Here is an 18573-nt window from a genome sequence, read left to right on the forward strand (position 1 = left end):
ATTGATCTCCACCCTGGAACAGACCATCGCGCTGGTCCCCGTGCAAGCCGGTGAGATGACGTTACCGGAGATCAGGATTGCCTGGTGGGACACCAACACCGACAGCCAGCAGGTCGCGATGATTCCTGCCCGGACCCTGTCAGTAACCGATACCGGCGCCGCCGTGCCACCCTCCCCGCAACCGCCTGCGGACGGTTCCACAACAACCAGCACGGCCAGCGAGCCGGAGCCTGGTAGTTCGCCGGAAGCAACTGACTCGGTCTGGCCCTGGGTCAGTCTGGCCCTGGCAGTCGCCTGGGCTGCCACTGTGGCTGGCTGGTGGTGGTCCGGAAGGAATGGCCGTGGGGCGCATGAACGGCCCGCACCCCATGAGGGCGACGGCAACGAGCAGGCTTTGTTTGACCAACTCATCATCGCCGCCAGGAAGGGATCCGCGGAAACACCCCATTTCCTGATCCGGTGGATGCAGCATCGGCATCCGGATCAGCTGTTCCACACCGCCGGGGATGTCGTGAAGTTTCTGGGAGATGACACCCTGGCCACCGAACTGGAACACTTGCAGGCGGAGCTGTTTGCGGGGCAAGGGCGAAGTGAGCCTGGCGGGACAAACCGGCAGGCGCTGGTCAGGGCCCTGGAACAGGTTCGGCGCCGGAAACCGAAGACCGCCGTCGGGGACGGCCTGCGCCCCCTCTATCCGGACAATCTGTCGGCCTGACCGGCGCTGGCTGCCCGGAGGATCAGTTGGTCAGTTGCTGGTCGATGACCAGCCGGACCGAGTCAGCATCCTCGCCGGATACAGCAACAGGCTCGTCAACACTGCCTTGCCAGTCGCCGGCACTGGCCTGGACACTACCGGACCGACTGAGGCGGGCCGTCACCAGCACCTCGCCAACGCCGGAGATTTTCATCTGTGGCGACATGGAGTCACCGTCATCCAGGCGCAGGGTCGCCGGCAGATCGCCTGCGGTCAGGCGTGCTACGGCCAGAGGCGGACCGTTCGGGTTACCTGCCTCGCGGGCAAATACGAACAGGGTGGTATCGGCGGGCACCTGGCCCCGGAATGCGTCTGCCAGGGCGACTTCGACGGTCACACCGGGGCCACCGGCATCAGCGGGAGCCTGCACCTCGGGCGGTGTTTCACCCAGACGGTTATAGGCCTCGTTGATGCCACCCCGGATGGAGCCGATCTGCGGGTGATCCGGCGCTACAGTCACGATCCGCTCCCAGTACTCAATGGCCTCGCGGTAGTTCTGCTGACTGAAGGCATTGATCCCGAGCAGCCCCAGTGCGTTGACTTCATCCGGATTCAGGGCACGGGCCTTGCGGATCGCCTCGGTGACAACTTCCGTCATCGCGCCCTGACTGTCGAAGAACAGCGCCTGCGCGGACAGCCCCAGAGCTACCGCCTCTGCCTGGTCATTGTCCTGCACCACCTTGGCGAGCTGACGGAATGCCCAGGCGGCCTCCTGGTACTGTTCCAGGCGCATGTAACTCTGTCCCAGCATGGCCCAGCCATCGGGGTTGTCGGGAGCGGCCTCGAGCCTGTCTCGCAACTGCGCCACCAGATCTGTCATCTGTGCCTGACGACCGGCATCGGTCTGTTGCATCTGTTGCATGGCAACATACTGTTCAACCCGATCCATGGCGCCCCATTCCTGGTACAGGTAGTAGGCCGCACCTGGCAAAACCAGGACCGAGACAAGAGCCACCGCAATGGCACTCTTGCGTCCGGGCACTGCCAGACGGGGCTGCTCTGATTCAGGAACATCATCGAGCATGGAACCTGCCAGTTCCTCTTTCAGCTGCCGGTAGTTGTCCTCATCCAGAATACCGGCCTCGAACTCGTCATCGAGCTCTTTCATCCGGGTCCGGTAGGCCATCAGGTTCTGGTTACGGATATCCGCCCGGGCACGGGCATTGGCGCGCTGGAACAGCACCGGGGAAAGCACAAAAGCCAGGGCGATAATGGTCAGTACCGTCGCGGCAATCCAGAAAGTATCGGTCATGGAGATATCGTCACTGCATTGGAAATGGATTCGATCGGTTCAGGCGAGCGCTCAGCGGTCGCGGGTCTCGTCCTGGTCTGCCAGGATCTGCTCGGCGCGGGCGCGCTCTTCCGCGCTCAGGCCGGTTGCCTGCCGTTCACTGCGCCGGGCACGGATAACCACGCCAGCGACAACAAGCAGGCCACCAAAGACAGCAATGGCCGGTGTCGCCCACAACAGGAAGGTGCGACTGTCCAGTTCCGGCTTGTACCGGACAAATTCGCCAAACCGTGCAACCAGCGCATCGACAATCTCCTCGTTGCTGGCACCGGCCTGCATCATCCGGTACACCTCGTTACGCATATCCTGCGAGATGGGTGCGTTGGAATCGGCGATATTCTGGTTCTGGCACTTCGGGCACCGCAGTTCGGCAATCAGGTTCTGATAACGCACTTCCTGTTCACGGGTATCGAAATCATAGACAGCGGCGACTTCCGCCTGCACCAGGCCTGCAGTCAGCACGAACAGGGTTGCGAGTACGAATCGCATCATCAGCTGTTACCCCGTGCTTCTTCGATCACCGGCAGCAACATTTCTTCCCACACTTTCGGGTTGACCACACCGACATGGCGGTATCGGACCACGCCTTCGGCATCAATCACGAAGGTCTCCGGAGCCCCATAAACGCCCAGATCGAAGCCCAGGGTACCCTTGGGGTCATAGATGGTTGTTCGGTAGGGGTCACCCAGGCGGTCGAGCCAGACCAGGGCATCCTCGCGCTTGTCCTTGTAGTTCAGGCCAATAATGTTGATACCTTTCTCATTCGCCAGCCACATCAGGTCATCGTGCTCATCGCGACAGGACGGACACCAGGTCCCCCAGACATTGAGCAGGGAAACCTCGCCGCGGAACAGGCTGCGGTCCAGCGTCGCCCCCGGGTTATGGAGATCCGCCAGGGAAAACTCGGGCACCGGCTTGCCAATCAGTGCGGACTCGAGTTTGGTCGGGTCCTTGCCGATGCCGGCAAACAGAACCACACCCAGTACCAGGGCCACCAGCAATGGCACGAACAACAGGAAGCGCTTCATGACAAGGCCTCCGCTTCACCTTTAACCCCACCAGCAGGCCGGGCGTTCCGCGGAACCCGCTCATCGGCGCGATCCCGGATCCGGTAGCGCTTGTCAGATACGGCGAGGAAGCCACCGATCGCCATCACCAGGGCGCCGAGCCAGAGCCAGCGGACCAGGGGCTTATACTGCAGGCGGATGGCCCAGGCGTCATCTGTGAGACGTTCACCGATTGCCACGAAGATATCCCGGAACAGGCCTGCGTCGATATCCGCCTCGGTCATGACGCTCATGCCCACACTGTACTGACGCTTCTCAGGATGCAATTCGGCAACCTTCTCGCCGTCGAGCATCACATCAAAGCCACCATACTGGGCGGTGAAGTTCTGGCCACGACGCTCACCGATGTCAGTGAATACGAACTGGTAGTCGCCCACGGTGGCGACGTCACCCGGGGTCATCCGTACATCCCGTTCGATGCCGTAGTTTGAAACCACCGTGGCACCGGCCATCACCATGGCAAGCCCCAGGTGCCCCAGCACCATCCCCCAGTAACTGCGGGATTGACGTTTAAGGCCGTGGAGTCGACCCTTGCGGGAAGATGACTTGTCCCAAAGGTCCCAGAAGGTGGCTACAGTGACCCACATGGCAGTAAAGACGCCGGCAAATGCCCATGGCTTGAATCCGCCATAACCGATGATCACCGCGGTGCTCGCCACGATACTGATTGTAAGAGGCCAGAGCAGCTTGCGACCCAGCCAGCCGCCGTCGGTTTTCTTCCAGCGGGAGAAGATACCGGCACCCAGAAGCAGGCCGGCCGCCACCGCCAGCGGGCTGAAGGTGAGGTTGAAGAACGGCTCACCGATGGACAGTTTACCCAGTTCCAGGTAATCCAGAACCAGCGGATACAGGGTCCCGATCGCCACCAACAAGGTCGCTGACACCAGCAACACATTATTCAACAGGAGAAAGATTTCCCGGGACAGCGAACCATAACGGGCGCGCACATGTACCACGGGGGCCCGGAAAGCATACAGCGCCAGACTGGCAATCATGGTTACCGCGAGCAACATGAGCAGGAACTTGCCCCGCTCCGGGTCCGACGCAAAGGCATGGACGGAGGTCAGCACGCCGGAACGCACCAGGAAAGTACCCAACAGGCTCAACGCAAAGGTGACAATTGCCAGCAGCACGGTCCAGCTCTTGAACACACCGCGCTTTTCAGTGACCGCCAGCGAATGCATCAGCGCGGTACCGGACAGCCAGGGCAGCAGTGAAGCATTTTCCACCGGATCCCAGAACCACCAGCCGCCCCAGCCGAGTTCGTAGTAGGCCCACCAGCTACCGAGCGCGATACCGATAGACAGGAACGCCCAGGCTACGGTAGTCCAGGGCCGGGACCAACGTGCCCAGGCAGCATCCAGCCGGCCGTTGATCAGCGCGGCGATGGCAAAGGCAAACGCAACGGAGAAGCCCACATAGCCCATGTACAGCATCGGCGGGTGCATGATCAGACCGATGTCCTGCAGCAAGGGGTTGAGATCCGCGCCATCAGCCGGCACGTTGGGCAACAGCCGGTCAAAGGGGTTGGAGGTGACGATGATAAACAACAGGAAGCCGACAGCAACCATGCCCAGCACCGACAGCACCTGGGAAATCATCACCGTTGGCAGTCGGCGGCTGAATATCGCGACCGCCATGGTCCAGCCTGACAGCATCAGGATCCACAGCAGCAGCGAGCCTTCATGGCCACCCCAGACCGCACTGAACTTGTAGAACCAGGGCAGCATACTGTTGCTGTTGTTGGCCACATAGGCCACCGAAAAATCGTCGGTCAGGAAGGCGTGAGTCAGCAGGCCGAAGGCCATGGCAATAAACACAAACATACCCGACGCCAGGGGCCGGGCAAATGCCTGGAGGTTGTCCCGGCCGGTCACCGATCCGGCCAGGGGCACAACGGAGAGGAGCACTGCCAGCAACAGCGCAAGAATCAGTGCAAACTGTCCGAGTTCCGGAAACATCAGTATCCCCTATTCAAGCTGGGAGGTTTGGGTCAATACGACTGTGGCTGGACGGTTTCGCCCGCCTTGTGCTGCCCCTTGGAGGCTTTTTCCAGGGCATCGGCCACCTCCGGTGGCATGTAATTCTCGTCGTGCTTGGCCAGCACCTGATCCGCGACGAACCGGCCCTGACCATCAATCTTGCCCATGGCAACCACACCCTGCCCCTCGGCAAACAGGTCCGGCAGGATACCCGTGTACTCCACCGGCACCGAGGAATTGAAATCGGTGACACGGAATACCACCTTCAGACTGTCCGGGTCACGAATCACCGACCCCTCCTCGACCATCCCGCCAGCGCGGATGCGCACATTCCGGGGCGCCTCACCGGCAGCAATCTGCGAGGGATCGTAGAACAGGTTGATGTTCTGCCGCAGAGCGTAGGCGGTCAACGCCACCGCAACGCCGATACCGGCAAGAAGAAAGAGAACAATGGTCAGCCGTTTTTTACGGATCGGGTGCATGTTTAACCTGCTTGTCAGTCCTGGGAAACTTCAACTCGGGTGAATGTGGCGGCCGGTCGCGCTGCCCGCTGCTGGCCCTGGTCCTGGCGCTCATAATTCCTGCGGCAGGCTTCCATCATTACGCTCCGCCGGTGCCGCGACCAGACCATCAGTCCGACCATCAATACGAGAAACACACCGTAGCAGGTCCACACGTAGGGGCCGTGGCCTTCCATTGCAATAAACGCGGAGAGTGAATCAAACGCCATGGATCAGTGCCTCCCCGCCATTACCAGATCTTTCACCCACCGGGTCCGCTGTTCACGGACCATGATCTCCGTCTGCATCCGGAGGCAGGCCAGCCATCCGAAAATCAGATAAAGCCCCAGTACCGATAACAGCAGCGGCACCCACATTTCCGCGGGCATGGAGGGCTTCTCTGTAAGCTTGAAGGTGGCGGGCTGGTGCAGCGTATTCCACCATTCCACCGAGTATTTGATGATGGGAATATTAACCACACCAACCAGCACCAGCACGGCCACGGCCCGGGCAGCGGACTTCTCGTCATTGATGGCCCGGTCCAGCGCAATCACCCCGCCATACAGGAACAGCAGGATCAGCATGGAGGTCAGCCGGGCATCCCAGATCCACCAGGTGCCCCAGGTGGGCTTGCCCCAGACCGCACCGGTGAACAGGGCTAGGAATGTGAGTACCAGGCCGACCGGGGCTACCGCCTTGACGAACACATCGGCCAGCTTCATGCGCCATACCAGGGTAACGACCGCCGCCACGGCCATCATGATGTAGATCGACTGGGCCAGGAATGCGGTCGGCACGTGAATGAAGATAATCCGGTAGCTGTTACCCTGCAGATAATCCTTGGGAGCGAACGCCAGACCCCAGACAATACCTGCCAACAGCAGCAGTGCACCGGAGACCAGTAGCCAGGGCATCAGACGGGTCGCAATCCCGTAGAACCATTTGGGCGAGCCCAGCTTATGAAAAAATTGCCACATGGATTGGTACCCGTTAACCCGTTACCTAATTTGTTGGGAGCCTCTGATTAACTCCGGATCGCCTCTGGCTTGCATCTGCAGCTCTCAGGGCTCGCAGAGGCGATCCGGAGTTAATTAGAGGCTCCCTAGCTATTGGACATACTGATTTTCAGTGCTGATGCCGAAGCAAACGGAGCCAGCGTGAAGGCCAGAACCAGGAATGCTCCCATTAACGCCAGGTAGGCCCCGACCGGAGCCCCCTCGGACGCGGCGGCCACTGTTCCGGTTCCGAATATCAGGACCGGAATGTACAGTGGAATGATCAGCAGGGACAAGAGCACCCCGGCCGATCGCAATCCCAGCGTCAACGCCGCACCAATGGAACCGATCAGACTCAACACGGGCGTACCGATCAGAAGCGTTAGACACAGAATGCCGATAGAGTTCCCCGGCTGATGCACCATAACGCCCAGCACGGGCGTCAGGATCACCAGCGGCAGCCCGGTCAGCATCCAGTGCGCCAGCGTCTTCGCCAGCACCAGCAGAAACAGTGGCTGCGGCTGCAGTACCAACTGCTCCAGTGTCCCGTCGTCAAAGTCATGCCGAAACAGATGGTCCAGGGACAACAATACCGACAACAGAGCCGCCACCCACAGGATACCTGCTCCCGCCTCCCGCAGGAATGACACTTCCGGGCTAACCCCGAGTGGGAACAGGGTTACCACCATCACGAAAAACAGCAGGGGATTCAGCAGATCCTGGCGCTGACGGAAAGCCACCTTCATATCGCGCAGAAATACCGCTTTCATGGCACCGGCAACACCGACACTCTCCCTGACCGGCTGCACACGAACGGGATTACTCGTCATCCGCCTGCCCTCCCCCGAGCACGATGCGCTGCATACCGGGCAGCGCCAGGTCATGGTGGGTTGTGACCACAACAGCACCTCCTTCCGCCGCACGCTGCTGCAATAATGCCTCGATCGCTCTGACCCCGTCGGCATCGATCGCCGTGAATACCTCATCCAGCAGCCACAGGGGCTCATCCGCAACAAGCAACCGTGCCAGCGCCACCCGTCGCTGCTGGCCGGCGGACAGGTTGCGGCACGGCACGTTCTGGTAACCCGCCAGCCCGGTTCCCTCCAGCGCCTGGGACAGCACCTCATCAGAGACCGGGTGTCGGCAGGCCATCAAGGCCCGAAGATTTTCCATGGGGGTAAGCAGTGGCTTGATACCCGGCCGGTGGCCAAGATAAAGCATGTTGCGCAGGAAGCTCTCGCGCTGCCCCGCCCTGGGCTGGCCACACCAGTAAAGATCACCGGACCAGGCATCATTCAGGCCGGCAAGGATGCGCAGAAGGGTTGTCTTGCCTGAGCCGTTCGGGCCCTCAACGCGGGTAACGGTACCCGGCAACACGGAGAAGGAAAGATCACGGAACAGCATCCGCTCATCCCGTTCACACTGGAGATTGACAGCCTGTAGTAACGGCTCAGACATCAGGGCCCCGAATCCAGGCGATGCGCATTTTGCGGCACCGGGTGTATTCATGACTGACACGGCGGGTGCAGACATCGTTGGCGGCAGGGATTGCCGGCGGCGCGTATTATAACCAAAGGTTTTCCGGATTACTCTTGCCGCGCATCAATTTGCCACAAAAGGTCGATGCAGCCTGACTACTGGATCAGCGAACGCAGCGCCCAGGCCTGCTTCCAGCTGTCCCCTTCCCGGGTGGCCACTGCCGTGTCGAAGTAATGCCGCAGACGCCGGCGATCCTCCGGCTGGTCCTTGAGCGCAGAACCGATGATATGGTGCATCAGCTGCTCCACCGTCATTGCGTCACCGCCGTAATACCAGGCGTTCAGGCTGGCGGCGTGGGCTACCGCCACCGCTTCCGCCGTGGACAATGCGGCGCCCGCCAGGCGATCGGTACTGCGGCCGTCGAGGGTCTGGCCATTGCGCAGTTCATGGAACATGGTCACCAGTACCTCAAGCACTCGAGGGTCCGGCTCCACGGAAACACCGGCGGCGGTATTGGCCTTGCGCACTTCCCTGACCACCACATCCAGCTCATCGGCCAGGTTGCGGATCGGCCGGATTTCCTCGAAATCCATTCGGCGCTTGAGGGCGGCGCTCATGGCATGCACACCCTCGTCGATGCTGTTAGAGGTGGCGACCACGTTGAACCCTTCCCGCGCCAGGATCACGCCCTCTTCTCCAGCCAATTCCGGGATCACCACCACCCGGTCCGACAACACCGACAACAGGGCATCCTGCAGCGCCTGGGGGCAGCGGGCAATCTCCTCGAAGCGCACCAGACGCCCTTCCATCATGCCCCGCAGAAGCGGACTGGGCACCATGGCTTTCAGACAGGGCCCTTCATTCTTGAGGATCGCCTCGTTCCAGCTGTACAGCAGCTGGCTGACCTGACTGACCGCCCCGCCCTGCAAGGTCAGGGTGGAGACACCCGAGATCGCAGCGGCCAGCAACTCGGAAAGCCAGGACTTTGCAGTGCCGGGCTCGCCCACCAGCAAACAGCCGCGGCTGGTGCACAGGGAAATGATGATACGGACCACCATGGCCCTGTCCGCCACGAACTTGCGCTCGATACCGAGCACATCGTCGCCCATGACAAACTTCTCCACCGACCGGGGGGACATGCGCCAACCCGGCGGTACGGGTCCCTCGTCGAGGGCCGCAAGTTTCTCCAGTTCCGCGGCGTAGGTAACCTCGGCCGGCTCCCGCTGGGCGGCCTTGTTCTTTTGTGTAGCTTTGCTGGCTGTCATCGGGTACTCCTGCGGCCGCCACGAACTTCCGGTCCCATGCGTTCCCTCGGCAGGATACGCGGCAATTCAGACAAGGGAATCACGCCCTCAATTACATGATCCAGGGCACTGTCACGCATGGTGACCAGGCCGGCATCCAGGGCCCGCCAGCGCAGCTCGCCGATGGGCGGCTGGCTGGAAATGGCGTTACGGATGTCCGAATCCACCTCCATGTATTCGACAATCCCCACCCGCCCGTGAGTCCCCCGACCGTTGCACTTGTCACAGCCCTCACCCTCGAAGCAGCGGAAATCCGTCGGAACGCCCTCGGGGAAAAGCTCTGCCAGGATCGTAGGATCGGGTTCCGCCGGTTGACAGCAATGGCGGCATATTCGCTTGGCCAGCCGCTGAGCGATCACCGCCAGCAACTCTCCGGCAATGGAGTTGGGGTGAACACCGAGGTCATAGAGGCGCTGCAGGGAATCTACCGCATCGTTACAGTGCAACGTGGACAACACCACGTGACCGGTCTGAGACGCGCGGATGGCCTCCAGGGCGGTTTCCTGGTCCCGGATCTCCCCTACCAGAATGACGTCCGGGTCTTCCCGGACAAAGGCCCTCATGGCATCGGCAAAGCCGAAACCAATTTCGGAGCGAACCCGGGTCTGCTGGATGTTGTCGATGGAATATTCAATCGGATCCTCGACGGTGATGACCTTACGCCGGCCATCATCCGCCAGAGTCTGCAGGCCCGCATACAGGGTGGTGGACTTGCCGGAACCCGTGGGGCCAACCACCAGCACCAGACCCGCAGGGTTATCCAGCAGGCGCTGATAGCGGGCGCCGATGGCCTTGGACATGCCCAGCTCGGCGATGGTCATGGCGCGCCCGGTCTGGGGCAGCAACCGGATAACCGCGTGCTCGCCATGCAGCGACGGCTGGGTCTGGACCCGGAGGTCATAGGAGGCCTCCCCCAGCTTCAACTGGGAGCGGCCGCCCTGGGGCAGGCGATGTTCGGCAATGTTGAGCTCGGCCCGCAGCTTGATGACGTTGATCACGCCTCGCAATTCCCGGGGACTGAGCTGGTACTGGGGCAGGTCGTGCAGTTCGCCATCCACCCTGAGGCGGATCCGAACCCGTTCCCCATATTGTTCGATGTGGATGTCGCTGGCCTTCTCGCTCACTGCATCGAGCAGGATCGCTTCATATACCGAGACCAGATAGGGGCTTACCTGCTTGTTGCCACCATGTTCGCCAAGGGTACCGCTGGACTCGGCCCGAGGCTCATGCCGGTCATCACTGCCGGCGCCATGATCAGCCACGAACTGCTTGCCCTGGGCAGTCAGGTCGAGGGCGGACCATACCCTGCGGAAATCCGTCGGCGTAACCAGCAGGCATTCGATCACGGAGTTCTGGGTCAGGCGCTCCAACTGATCGGTGCGAGCATCGGGATCATCGGTGATAACGGTGATCTTGCCGTCGGCCTCTGCCACCGGCAGCAGTCGCGACAGATCCAGGAAGGTCCGGGAGAAGCGGCGGAACAGGGCCGGATGCAGATCCGGCAACAGCTCGTCGGCCTCCTTGAAGACCATGCCCCGCTGCTGGGCCAGGGTCCTGTACAGGTCGATCTCTTCCAGGTTCAGCTTGCGCCGCACCAGATCAAGAATCCGCGCATTTGTCCTGGCCGCCTCACTCTTGGCTTCAGCCAGGACTTTTTCGTCGATAACGCCGAGGTCAATCAGGATCTGCTCAGCATTGCGGTTGAAATCCACCCAGCCGAGGGTGCGCATCCGGACCAGGCCGAATCCCTGCTTTTCAAACATCGCCAGGCTGGGCACCGGCCCTGCCCTGCCCTCCAGGCAGATCAGCCGCCCCTGGTTCCGGAGAAATGGCAGCACCACATCGCGCCGGGGCAGGAAGGTGGTGGAAAGCACCCGATCGCAAAGCACGTCCGGCTCGGGCGCACTCTCGATGTCGGCTGCCACCACATCCACGTTGTGGTGGCCGAGTCGGAAGAACCGCTCCCGGGCAGCCTCGGCCACCACCGGATTGCGCTCCACATAGATTACCCGATGCGCCAGTTCCGACAGCACGGCGGTCAGGTAGCCGGAGCCTCCGCCAACATGCATGACGGTCTCGTCCGGTTCGATTTCCGGCATCAGGGACAAGAGATGCCGGACGGTTTCCTCTCTGGGGATGGAGTGCCCGGTGATGGAAGGAGCAAGATCCGAGCAGGCAACAAACTCGTGACGGGAAACGGCAAGCAGGGCCCCGCTGGCCCTCGGGTACAGTTTAGTCATTACCAGTATCCATCAAGAACAGATCTCGTTCGGGCTCAGACAAGCCGCTCCAAAAAGAATTCCACATGGCCACGGGGAGAGGACGGCAGCGGCCAGCTGTCCACTTTCTCTGCCAGGGCCTTGATAGCCAGCGAGGCCCGGGCCCGAGGATACGTTTCCACCACGGCACGCTGGCGCTGCACCGCCTTTCTGAACGCCTCGTCATGGGGCACCATGCCTACGTACTCTAACGCCACATCCAGAAAACGCTCGGTGACCCGGATCAGCTTTTCATAAAGCTGCCGCCCCTCCTGCTCGTTGCGAACCTGATTGGCGAGTACACGAAATCGGTTGATTCCGTATTCACGGTTCATCAGCTTGACCAGGGCGTAGGTGTCGGTAATGGAGGTGGGCTCGTTACAGACCACCAGCAAAAGTTCCTGTGCCGCCCGCAGAAAACTGACCACCGCGTCGGACACGCCGGAGGCGGTATCAATGATCAGTACATCGATTTCATTCCCCAATTCGCTGAAGGCATTGATCAGGCCGGCGTATTCCGCGGCACCAAGCCGGGTCATGCGCAGACTGCCGGAGGGGGCAGGAACGATGCGGATACCGCCCGGCCCTTCCACCAGGACATCCCTGAGCTCGCACTCGCCGTCCAGAACGTCCTGCAAGGTATGACCGGCGGTGAGCCCCAGCGACACATCGATATTGCCAAGGCCCAGGTCCCCATCCAGAACCACCACCCGCCGACCTCTTTCCGCCAGTGCAACGGCGAGATTCACTGAAATACTGGTTTTACCCGTGCCACCCTTGCCGCCGGATACCGCAATGACCTGAACCGGATTTGCTGTTGTCATTGTACCCATGCCCCTCGCCACGCAGTCCACCGAAATTGCCATCTTATAGCATCACCCCGAGGATTTCATGATACCTGACGCGCCCCTCCAGATACGGTATCCTTGCGCCATTTACGCGCAAATCCGTCAAACTTGATCCGATAATCCCAAACACACAGGTGACCCAATGCCAATCCACGAGGTACGACACCCCCTGATCCGCCACAAGCTTGGCCTGATGCGCCGCGCGGACATCAGCACCAAGAATTTTCGTGAACTGGCACAGGAAGTCGGCGCCCTGCTGACTTACGAAGCCACCAAGGATTTCAACCTGCAGGAAAAAACCATCGAAGGCTGGGCCGGCCCGGTGAACGTGGAGCAGATCCACGGCAAAAAGGTCACCATCGTCCCCATCCTCCGGGCGGGCCTCGGCATGCTTGACGGAGTACTCAGCCTGATTCCGGTTGCCCGGGTCAGCGTGGTCGGCCAGATCCGTAACGAGGAAACCCTGGAAGCCAGCACCTATCTGGAAAAACTCGTGGGCGAACTGGACCAGCGCATGGCCCTGATCGTGGATCCGATGCTCGCCACGGGCGGTTCCATGATCTCCACCATCGACCTGCTCAAGAAAGCCGGTAGCACGGAGATCCGGGCCCTGGTGCTGGTGGCCGCGCCTGAGGGGATCGAAAAAGTCCTGGAGAAGCACCCGGACGTTTCCATCTATACCGCGTCGGTGGATGAGCGCCTGAACGGCAAGGGCTACATCCTGCCCGGCCTCGGGGATGCCGGTGACAAGATTTTCGGTACCAAGCAGAAGGACGTCTGAGCATGCAAGACCACACTAACGACCCGGTCTGGAAACAGGCCATCGCCGGTTCCCAGATGCTGCTGGTCGCCTTCGGCGCCCTGGTACTGATGCCGCTGATCACCGGCCTCGATCCCAACGTTGCCCTGTTCACTGCCGGCATCGGCACCTTGATTTTCCACGTCGTGACTGGCGGGCGGATCCCCATTTTCCTGGCCTCCTCCTTTGCCTTCATCGCCCCGATCATTGCCGCCAAGGGCAAGTTCGGTCTGGAGCAGACCATGGGCGGCCTGATGGCCGCGGGTATCCTGTACATCCTCCTGAGTGCCGCGGTAAAGCTGCGCGGCACCGGGTTCGTCACCCGGTTGCTGCCACCGGTCGTGATCGCGCCGGTAATCATGACCATCGGTCTGGGCCTGGCGCCCATTGCGGTGAACATGGCATCGGGACAGACCGGGGACGGCTCTGCTGAACTGATTCCCTATGACACCGCCATCTGGATTGCCATGATCTCACTGGCGGTCACCATCATCATGACCCTCTGGGCCAAGGGCATCTTCCGCCTGATCCCCATCATGTTCGGTGTTGCTGTCGGCTACATCCTGTCCCTGTTCGCCGGCATCGTCGACATGACGCCGATACGGGAAGCACCCTGGTTTGCCGTACCCGACTTCGTGACCCCGGAGTTCGGCTGGAGCGCCATCCTGTTCATGATTCCGGTGGCCATTGCCCCGGCTATCGAACACATCGGCGATGTCCTGGCCATCGGCAACGTGACCCGCAAGAACTACCTGGAGAAACCGGGCCTGCATCGCACCCTGCTGGGGGATGGCCTGGCCACCAGCGCGGCCTCCATGCTGGGCGGGCCTCCCAACACCACCTATTCCGAAGTGACCGGTGCGGTCATGCTGACCCGGAACTTCAATCCTAAAGTAATGTGGTGGGCAGCGGTCGTGGCCATCGTGCTGGCGTTTGTGGGCAAGTTCGGTGCTGCCCTGCAAACCATTCCGGTACCGGTGATGGGGGGCATCCTGTGCCTGCTGTTCGGTTCCATCGCGGTGGTGGGCCTGAACACCCTGATCCGTCACCAGGTGGACCTGTCCGAATCACGCAACCTGGTGATCGTCGGCGTGCCCCTGGTGTTCGGCATAGGCAACATGGCGCTTGGCCAACTGGAAGGTATCGCGCTGTGCGCGGTGGTGGCGGTTGCCCTTAACCTGGTCCTGCCGGGCAGCAGGGAGGCCTGGGGCAAGGCAATCTACGAGCACAAGGCCGACTGAGGCCTTCCGACCGGATACCGCAGCCCTCGGGGTGCCGGTATCCGGAAACGGATCAGCGCACCAGGAACTCCTCCAGCAGGCCGGTCACGGTCGCAAACTCCTGCTCAATCGCCCCGACCAGTCGGGATGCCTCCCCGAGATCCGGCACCCCGCCGGCTTCTTCCGCCTCCCGGCACAACTCCCCGAGCCGGGGAGCACCAATATTGATGCAACTGCCCTTCAGACTGTGGGCGGTCCTGGCGAATGCATCGGCGTCGGCTGCCGCCAGTGCGGTTTTCAGGCTGGCTATGCGGTCCCGGGAGTCCACGATGTAGGTCTGGATCAGAACATCGAATTCATCCTCCATGACATCCTGGAGTTCCGCCAGAGCCTCTTCATCAAGGTGCAGTCTATCTGTCATCACCATCCCCCTGGTGCGCTGAGAAATTCCAATCATAAACGATTTCAACGTGGTTACCCTTGCCCCGGAATGTGATGTTTTTGCTCAGCCGTTTCAAGAGCAACAAACCACGGCCGGAATACCGGGGACTGTTGTCACCCCCGGCTTCACCGGAAACCAGCGGATGATTCTGGAAATCAAACCCGGGACCACTATCCTCACAGACTACACGCAGGCAACCGCCACCGGGTTTCCGGGTGTGATGCAGGCTGAACCGGATGTAATGGCCATCCACCCGGGCCAACCTGGCTTGCCGCTCGGAGTAATACCGTCCGAATCCCTCGGCACTGCGCTTCCACTCCGACGGCAACTGCAGGACCCCGTGCTCCAGGGCATTGTTGTAGAGCTCTGACAACAGGGTATAGATTTCCCCACCCCTTGTCCTCAAACCAGGCACCTCCAGGCAGATGTGCAGCAGCAACGGCAATGGGCTGAAATCGCCGAGGGTGCGTTCCCGTATTTCATACTCGCACCGCCACTCCGTCGGGCCGGCCAGGGCCGAGGGCGATGCCTGCTCCGACACTTCAGGCACCGCTGACTGATCCGTGATATCGAGGGCAACCAGAGTCAGGTCATCCGACTCGGCGGCATTGGCACTGAACTGGCGCACTGCCGCCAGAACCATATCGAACGGATGCTCGGACGGCTTCAGCTGCTCAAGGCACCGCCGAATTCCGGCCAGTCCGAACAGTGCTCCTTGTTCATTGGCCGCCTCGGGCACGCCGTCGGTCATCACCAACAACCTGTCGCCAGGGCGGACCTGGACAGATTCCATCACGCTCTCGAACTGTTCCGGCGGAAGAATCCCCAGGGGCAGGTGCAGCGAAGGCAACAGCACCGGGTCGCCATCTAAACGGATTACCCAAGCCTCCGGCAGGCCGCCGTTCCAGACCCTGATCTGGCCCAGCTTGAAATCCGCCTCCACCATTGCGCCACAACAGAACATGCCGATTGGCAGGATCAACTTGAGCTTCTGGTTGATTTCCCGGAGCACATCGGAACCACTGAACCCCTTGCGCGCCATCCCGTAGAAAATCTCGGCCACCGGCATGGCACCAATGGCCGCAGGAAGACCATGGCCAGTGAAATCACCCAGGAATATCAGGATGCCGCCCGCCGGCCGCGGCGAAGCAAACAGGACATCGCCGTTGAACACGGACAGAGGCGAGGCATGGTAGCGTATGTTTGGCGAGTCCAGGCAGCCGGTGTGCGCCACGTTATCGAATACTCGCCTGGCGATGGTCTGCTCTTCCAGCAGTTGCCGGTTACGCTCACTGATCTGCTCGTGCTGGCGTGAGAGGGTATCGTGCATCCGGCGCATGCGGTTGAAGGCCTTGATCTTGGCCTCGATGATCACCCGGTTGTAGGGCTTGGTCAGGAAGTCGTCGCCGCCAGCCTCCAAGCATCGCGCCAGATCTTCGGCATCAGAGAGGGAAGTCAGAAAAATGACCGGTACCAGGCGCTCACCAGCCAGGGCCTTGATGTGCCGTGCGGCCTCCATGCCATCCATCCGGGGCATCAGGGCGTCCAGAAGAACAATGTCCGGATTGTCCTCACGGAATTTCTGCACGGCATCAAGGCCATCCGTCGCCTCAATCACCTCATGGCCCAAGCGCTTGATGAGTGCCTGCAGGATCAGACGGTCCGTGTTATTGTCATCAGCAATCAGAATTCGCAGGCTATGGTGGCTCACTTGATGGCAAAAAGCTGCTCGAAATTGGAAATGGAGAGAATCCGGCGAACGTCACTGTTGCAATTCTCGATCGAGATCCGGGCACTGTTGCCACCGGCGTGGTCCCGCAGCAGAAGCAGCATGCCCAGGGCAGAGCTGTCCAGATAGGTGGTATCAGAGAGATCGACAACATAGTTGGTCACCTTGGGGCCGGCATGCTCGTAGGAATCCCGGAACGCCTGGTGGGTGCTGAAGTCAAAGCGGCCTTCAATCCGGATAACCAGCGTTTTGTCGTCCTCGGCGAGGCTCGTCTGTATCGGCATGAACAAAACCTCCAGAAGCAATCCATGTAGCGACTGCGACCAGCCCGGCTGATCCGGCACTGGCCTCGATTCAGGATAGCCGAGAACAGAGCCTTTGTCGCCGGTCCGGGCACTCAGGATCCGGCCGGTCCTTCCCGCAGGCCGTATTTGCGCACCTTCTCCACCAGAGTCGTCCGGCGGATACGGAGTTTTTCGGCAGCCCGGGCGACCACGCCTCCGGCTTCATCCAGGGCCTGCTGGATCAACTGCCTCTCAAGATTGGAAAGGTATTCCTTGAGATCGATGCCATTTACCGGCAGCAATGCCGGAGCATCCAGACCCACCAGGCCGGGCACCCCCGAGGGCATACCGGAGTCCTCCACAGGCCGGTTCTCGTCGTAATCGTCGACATAGCGGAATTTCTTCGGCAGCTCCTGCACGCCGATCACACCGTAGGGGTGCATGATCGCGAGCCGCTCGATCAGGTTTGCCAGCTCGCGGATATTCCCGGGCCAGTCGTGACGGCACAGACTCATGATGGAGGCCGAGTTGAGGCGCAGCGAACCCCGCTTTTCCTTCTCCATGCGGGAGATCAGCTCGTTGATAAGAAGGGGGATGTCCTCCACTCGCTCCCGGAGGGCAGGCATCTCGATAGGAAAGACATTCAGGCTGTAAAAGAGGTCTTCCCGGAATTCCCCCGCATCGATCATGTCTTCCAGGTTCCGGTCCGCGGCGGCGATGATCCGGACGTCGACACTCTCGCTGCGATGGCTGCCCATGCGCTCGAAGGTCTGGTCCTGCAGGACCCGAAGCAGTTTCACCTGTAATGCCAGCGGCAGTGCGTCAATTTCATCCAGGTACAGGGTACCGCCGTTGGCCAGTTCCAGCCGTCCCGCCCGGGCCGAAATCGCCCCCGGAAATGCCCCCTTTTCGTGGCCGAACAACTCGCTCTCCAGTAACTCGGCCGGGGTCGTGCCGCAACTGAGCGGCACAAACGGATGATCCCGCCGGGAGGAATGGTAATGCAGATTGCGGGCGACCACCTCCTTACCGGTGCCGGACTCCCCGGTGATCAGCACCGTCACGTCCATATCCGCCACCTGCTCCATCAATTGGTGCACATGCTGTATCTTGCGACTGGTTCCAACCAGGCTGCGGAACAACTGCAAACCGCGCAAATGCCCCCGCCCCTGCCGGCTGCGGTCAGCGTGGTCCCGGTAGATCTGTGCCCGATAGAGGGAATCGACAAACTTGGCGTAATTCAGAGGCCATTCGAGGCGGGCAATGATGTGGCTGGCACATCCGTCGGACAATCCGGAGGGTTCGGCACCGTTCACCAGCAGAATCGGCACCCCTGGCAAGGCATCACACACTCGGGCAAGGGATTCACCCACCCGACCGCCTTCGCCACTTACAAGAGCAACACCAACCTCTGCCCTTTGCAGGTCATCACCATGAGCCAGCAGCGCCAAAGCTTCGTCGCCGGCAACCACCTGCCCTTCGCCGACAAATTCGAGGATAGTAACCAGATCGTGCCGTCTCAGTTCATCCTCACTGAGCACCAGCACCTTGTTATTTTTAGACATTTTTCCCTTCCGTTGGAGCCTTCTACTGGTATTTAAGACCGCTTGGGGGGAAGAGT

18 protein-coding genes and 1 pseudogene are annotated in these 18573 nt (G+C 60.9%); 3 read left to right on the forward strand and 16 right to left on the reverse strand.

Annotated features, from left to right (window positions below; translation table 11 throughout):
- A pseudogene (locus R6W86_RS05880) lies at positions 1-715 on the forward strand (protein BatD); the annotation flags it as partial.
- A gap of 22 nt (positions 716-737) precedes the next feature.
- Here R6W86_RS05880 and ccmI read toward each other — a convergent pair.
- From ccmI to R6W86_RS05940, 12 genes are all read right to left on the reverse strand, one after another.
- Positions 738-2006, reverse strand: a complete 1269-nt coding sequence (gene ccmI / locus R6W86_RS05885) for a c-type cytochrome biogenesis protein CcmI (protein WP_410328448.1) — start codon at positions 2004-2006, stop codon at positions 738-740.
- Positions 2007-2057: 51 nt separating this feature from the next.
- Complete coding sequence (locus R6W86_RS05890) at positions 2058-2537, reverse strand: cytochrome c-type biogenesis protein (RefSeq protein ID WP_410328449.1); 480 nt, start codon at positions 2535-2537, stop codon at positions 2058-2060.
- Complete coding sequence (locus R6W86_RS05895; RefSeq protein ID WP_410328450.1) at positions 2537-3073, reverse strand: DsbE family thiol:disulfide interchange protein; 537 nt, start codon at positions 3071-3073, stop codon at positions 2537-2539. The genes R6W86_RS05890 and R6W86_RS05895 overlap by 1 nt, the downstream gene beginning before the upstream one ends.
- Positions 3070-5073, reverse strand: coding sequence for a heme lyase CcmF/NrfE family subunit (locus tag R6W86_RS05900; protein ID WP_410328451.1), 2004 nt, complete (start codon positions 5071-5073; stop codon positions 3070-3072). Before R6W86_RS05900 ends, R6W86_RS05895 begins: the two co-directional genes overlap by 4 nt.
- 32 nt (positions 5074-5105) lie before the next feature.
- On the reverse strand, positions 5106-5576 hold the full coding sequence (gene ccmE, locus R6W86_RS05905) for a cytochrome c maturation protein CcmE (RefSeq protein WP_410328452.1): 471 nt from the start codon (positions 5574-5576) through the stop codon (positions 5106-5108).
- Between the two features lie 14 nt (positions 5577-5590).
- On the reverse strand, positions 5591-5824 hold the full coding sequence (gene ccmD, locus R6W86_RS05910; protein ID WP_410328453.1) for a heme exporter protein CcmD: 234 nt from the start codon (positions 5822-5824) through the stop codon (positions 5591-5593).
- Positions 5825-5827: 3 nt separating this feature from the next.
- Positions 5828-6571: a heme ABC transporter permease CcmC gene (ccmC, locus tag R6W86_RS05915; RefSeq protein ID WP_410328454.1), complete on the reverse strand. Its 744-nt coding sequence runs from the start codon at positions 6569-6571 to the stop codon at positions 5828-5830.
- Between the two features lie 125 nt (positions 6572-6696).
- Entirely contained in the window at positions 6697-7419 is a 723-nt protein-coding gene (gene ccmB, locus R6W86_RS05920) for a heme exporter protein CcmB (protein ID WP_410328455.1), read from the reverse strand.
- Entirely contained in the window at positions 7409-8047 is a 639-nt protein-coding gene (gene ccmA / locus R6W86_RS05925) for a cytochrome c biogenesis heme-transporting ATPase CcmA (protein WP_410328456.1), read from the reverse strand. Before ccmA ends, ccmB begins: the two co-directional genes overlap by 11 nt.
- Before the next feature lie 176 nt (positions 8048-8223).
- Positions 8224-9333: an ATP-binding protein gene (locus R6W86_RS05930; protein WP_410328457.1), complete on the reverse strand. Its 1110-nt coding sequence runs from the start codon at positions 9331-9333 to the stop codon at positions 8224-8226.
- Positions 9330-11612 carry an ATPase, T2SS/T4P/T4SS family gene (locus R6W86_RS05935; protein ID WP_410328458.1) on the reverse strand — a complete coding sequence of 761 codons (2283 nt, stop codon included), beginning with the start codon at positions 11610-11612 and terminating at the stop codon, positions 9330-9332. Before R6W86_RS05935 ends, R6W86_RS05930 begins: the two co-directional genes overlap by 4 nt.
- A 35-nt stretch (positions 11613-11647) precedes the next feature.
- Complete coding sequence (locus R6W86_RS05940) at positions 11648-12454, reverse strand: MinD/ParA family protein (protein WP_410328459.1); 807 nt, start codon at positions 12452-12454, stop codon at positions 11648-11650.
- 166 nt (positions 12455-12620) lie between these two features.
- Here R6W86_RS05940 and upp point away from each other — a divergent pair, with 166 nt between their 5' ends.
- Complete coding sequence (gene upp / locus R6W86_RS05945) at positions 12621-13259, forward strand: uracil phosphoribosyltransferase (protein ID WP_410328460.1); 639 nt, start codon at positions 12621-12623, stop codon at positions 13257-13259.
- A 2-nt stretch (positions 13260-13261) separates the two neighbouring features.
- Positions 13262-14518, forward strand: a complete 1257-nt coding sequence (locus R6W86_RS05950; protein WP_410328461.1) for a uracil-xanthine permease family protein — start codon at positions 13262-13264, stop codon at positions 14516-14518.
- A 52-nt stretch (positions 14519-14570) separates the two neighbouring features.
- Here the strand turns inward: R6W86_RS05950 and R6W86_RS05955 are convergent, their stop codons facing one another.
- From R6W86_RS05955 to R6W86_RS05970, 4 genes are all read right to left on the reverse strand, one after another.
- Positions 14571-14918, reverse strand: coding sequence for an Hpt domain-containing protein (locus tag R6W86_RS05955; protein WP_410328462.1), 348 nt, complete (start codon positions 14916-14918; stop codon positions 14571-14573).
- A complete protein-coding gene (locus R6W86_RS05960) occupies positions 14908-16650 on the reverse strand; it encodes a PP2C family protein-serine/threonine phosphatase (RefSeq protein ID WP_410328463.1) in 1743 nt (580 codons plus the stop codon). The genes R6W86_RS05955 and R6W86_RS05960 overlap by 11 nt, the downstream gene beginning before the upstream one ends.
- Complete coding sequence (locus R6W86_RS05965) at positions 16647-16952, reverse strand: STAS domain-containing protein (RefSeq protein ID WP_410328464.1); 306 nt, start codon at positions 16950-16952, stop codon at positions 16647-16649. The genes R6W86_RS05960 and R6W86_RS05965 overlap by 4 nt, the downstream gene beginning before the upstream one ends.
- A gap of 113 nt (positions 16953-17065) precedes the next feature.
- Positions 17066-18517 carry a sigma-54 dependent transcriptional regulator gene (locus tag R6W86_RS05970; protein ID WP_410328465.1) on the reverse strand — a complete coding sequence of 484 codons (1452 nt, stop codon included), beginning with the start codon at positions 18515-18517 and terminating at the stop codon, positions 17066-17068.
- Positions 18518-18573: the final 56 nt, after the last annotated feature.

The organism is Marinobacter sp. (assembly GCF_046484525.1).
Lineage (GTDB): Bacteria > Pseudomonadota > Gammaproteobacteria > Pseudomonadales > Oleiphilaceae > Marinobacter.

What these genes read in the sequence shown, in the direction of transcription:
- ccmI (WP_410328448.1), bottom strand. Translation starts at nt 2,006, where the DNA reads ATGACCGATACTTTCTGGATTGCCGCGACGGTACTGACCATTATCGCC.
- R6W86_RS05890 (WP_410328449.1), bottom strand. Translation starts at nt 2,537, where the DNA reads ATGATGCGATTCGTACTCGCAACCCTGTTCGTGCTGACTGCAGGCCTG.
- R6W86_RS05895 (WP_410328450.1), bottom strand. Translation starts at nt 3,073, where the DNA reads ATGAAGCGCTTCCTGTTGTTCGTGCCATTGCTGGTGGCCCTGGTACTG.
- R6W86_RS05900 (WP_410328451.1), bottom strand. Translation starts at nt 5,073, where the DNA reads ATGTTTCCGGAACTCGGACAGTTTGCACTGATTCTTGCGCTGTTGCTG.
- ccmE (WP_410328452.1), bottom strand. Translation starts at nt 5,576, where the DNA reads ATGCACCCGATCCGTAAAAAACGGCTGACCATTGTTCTCTTTCTTCTT.
- ccmD (WP_410328453.1), bottom strand. Translation starts at nt 5,824, where the DNA reads ATGGCGTTTGATTCACTCTCCGCGTTTATTGCAATGGAAGGCCACGGC.
- ccmC (WP_410328454.1), bottom strand. Translation starts at nt 6,571, where the DNA reads ATGTGGCAATTTTTTCATAAGCTGGGCTCGCCCAAATGGTTCTACGGG.
- ccmB (WP_410328455.1), bottom strand. Translation starts at nt 7,419, where the DNA reads ATGACGAGTAATCCCGTTCGTGTGCAGCCGGTCAGGGAGAGTGTCGGT.
- ccmA (WP_410328456.1), bottom strand. Translation starts at nt 8,047, where the DNA reads ATGTCTGAGCCGTTACTACAGGCTGTCAATCTCCAGTGTGAACGGGAT.
- R6W86_RS05930 (WP_410328457.1), bottom strand. Translation starts at nt 9,333, where the DNA reads ATGACAGCCAGCAAAGCTACACAAAAGAACAAGGCCGCCCAGCGGGAG.
- R6W86_RS05935 (WP_410328458.1), bottom strand. Translation starts at nt 11,612, where the DNA reads ATGACTAAACTGTACCCGAGGGCCAGCGGGGCCCTGCTTGCCGTTTCC.
- R6W86_RS05940 (WP_410328459.1), bottom strand. Translation starts at nt 12,454, where the DNA reads ATGACAACAGCAAATCCGGTTCAGGTCATTGCGGTATCCGGCGGCAAG.
- upp (WP_410328460.1), top strand. Translation starts at nt 12,621, where the DNA reads ATGCCAATCCACGAGGTACGACACCCCCTGATCCGCCACAAGCTTGGC.
- R6W86_RS05950 (WP_410328461.1), top strand. Translation starts at nt 13,262, where the DNA reads ATGCAAGACCACACTAACGACCCGGTCTGGAAACAGGCCATCGCCGGT.
- R6W86_RS05955 (WP_410328462.1), bottom strand. Translation starts at nt 14,918, where the DNA reads ATGACAGATAGACTGCACCTTGATGAAGAGGCTCTGGCGGAACTCCAG.
- R6W86_RS05965 (WP_410328464.1), bottom strand. Translation starts at nt 16,952, where the DNA reads ATGCCGATACAGACGAGCCTCGCCGAGGACGACAAAACGCTGGTTATC.
- R6W86_RS05970 (WP_410328465.1), bottom strand. Translation starts at nt 18,517, where the DNA reads ATGTCTAAAAATAACAAGGTGCTGGTGCTCAGTGAGGATGAACTGAGA.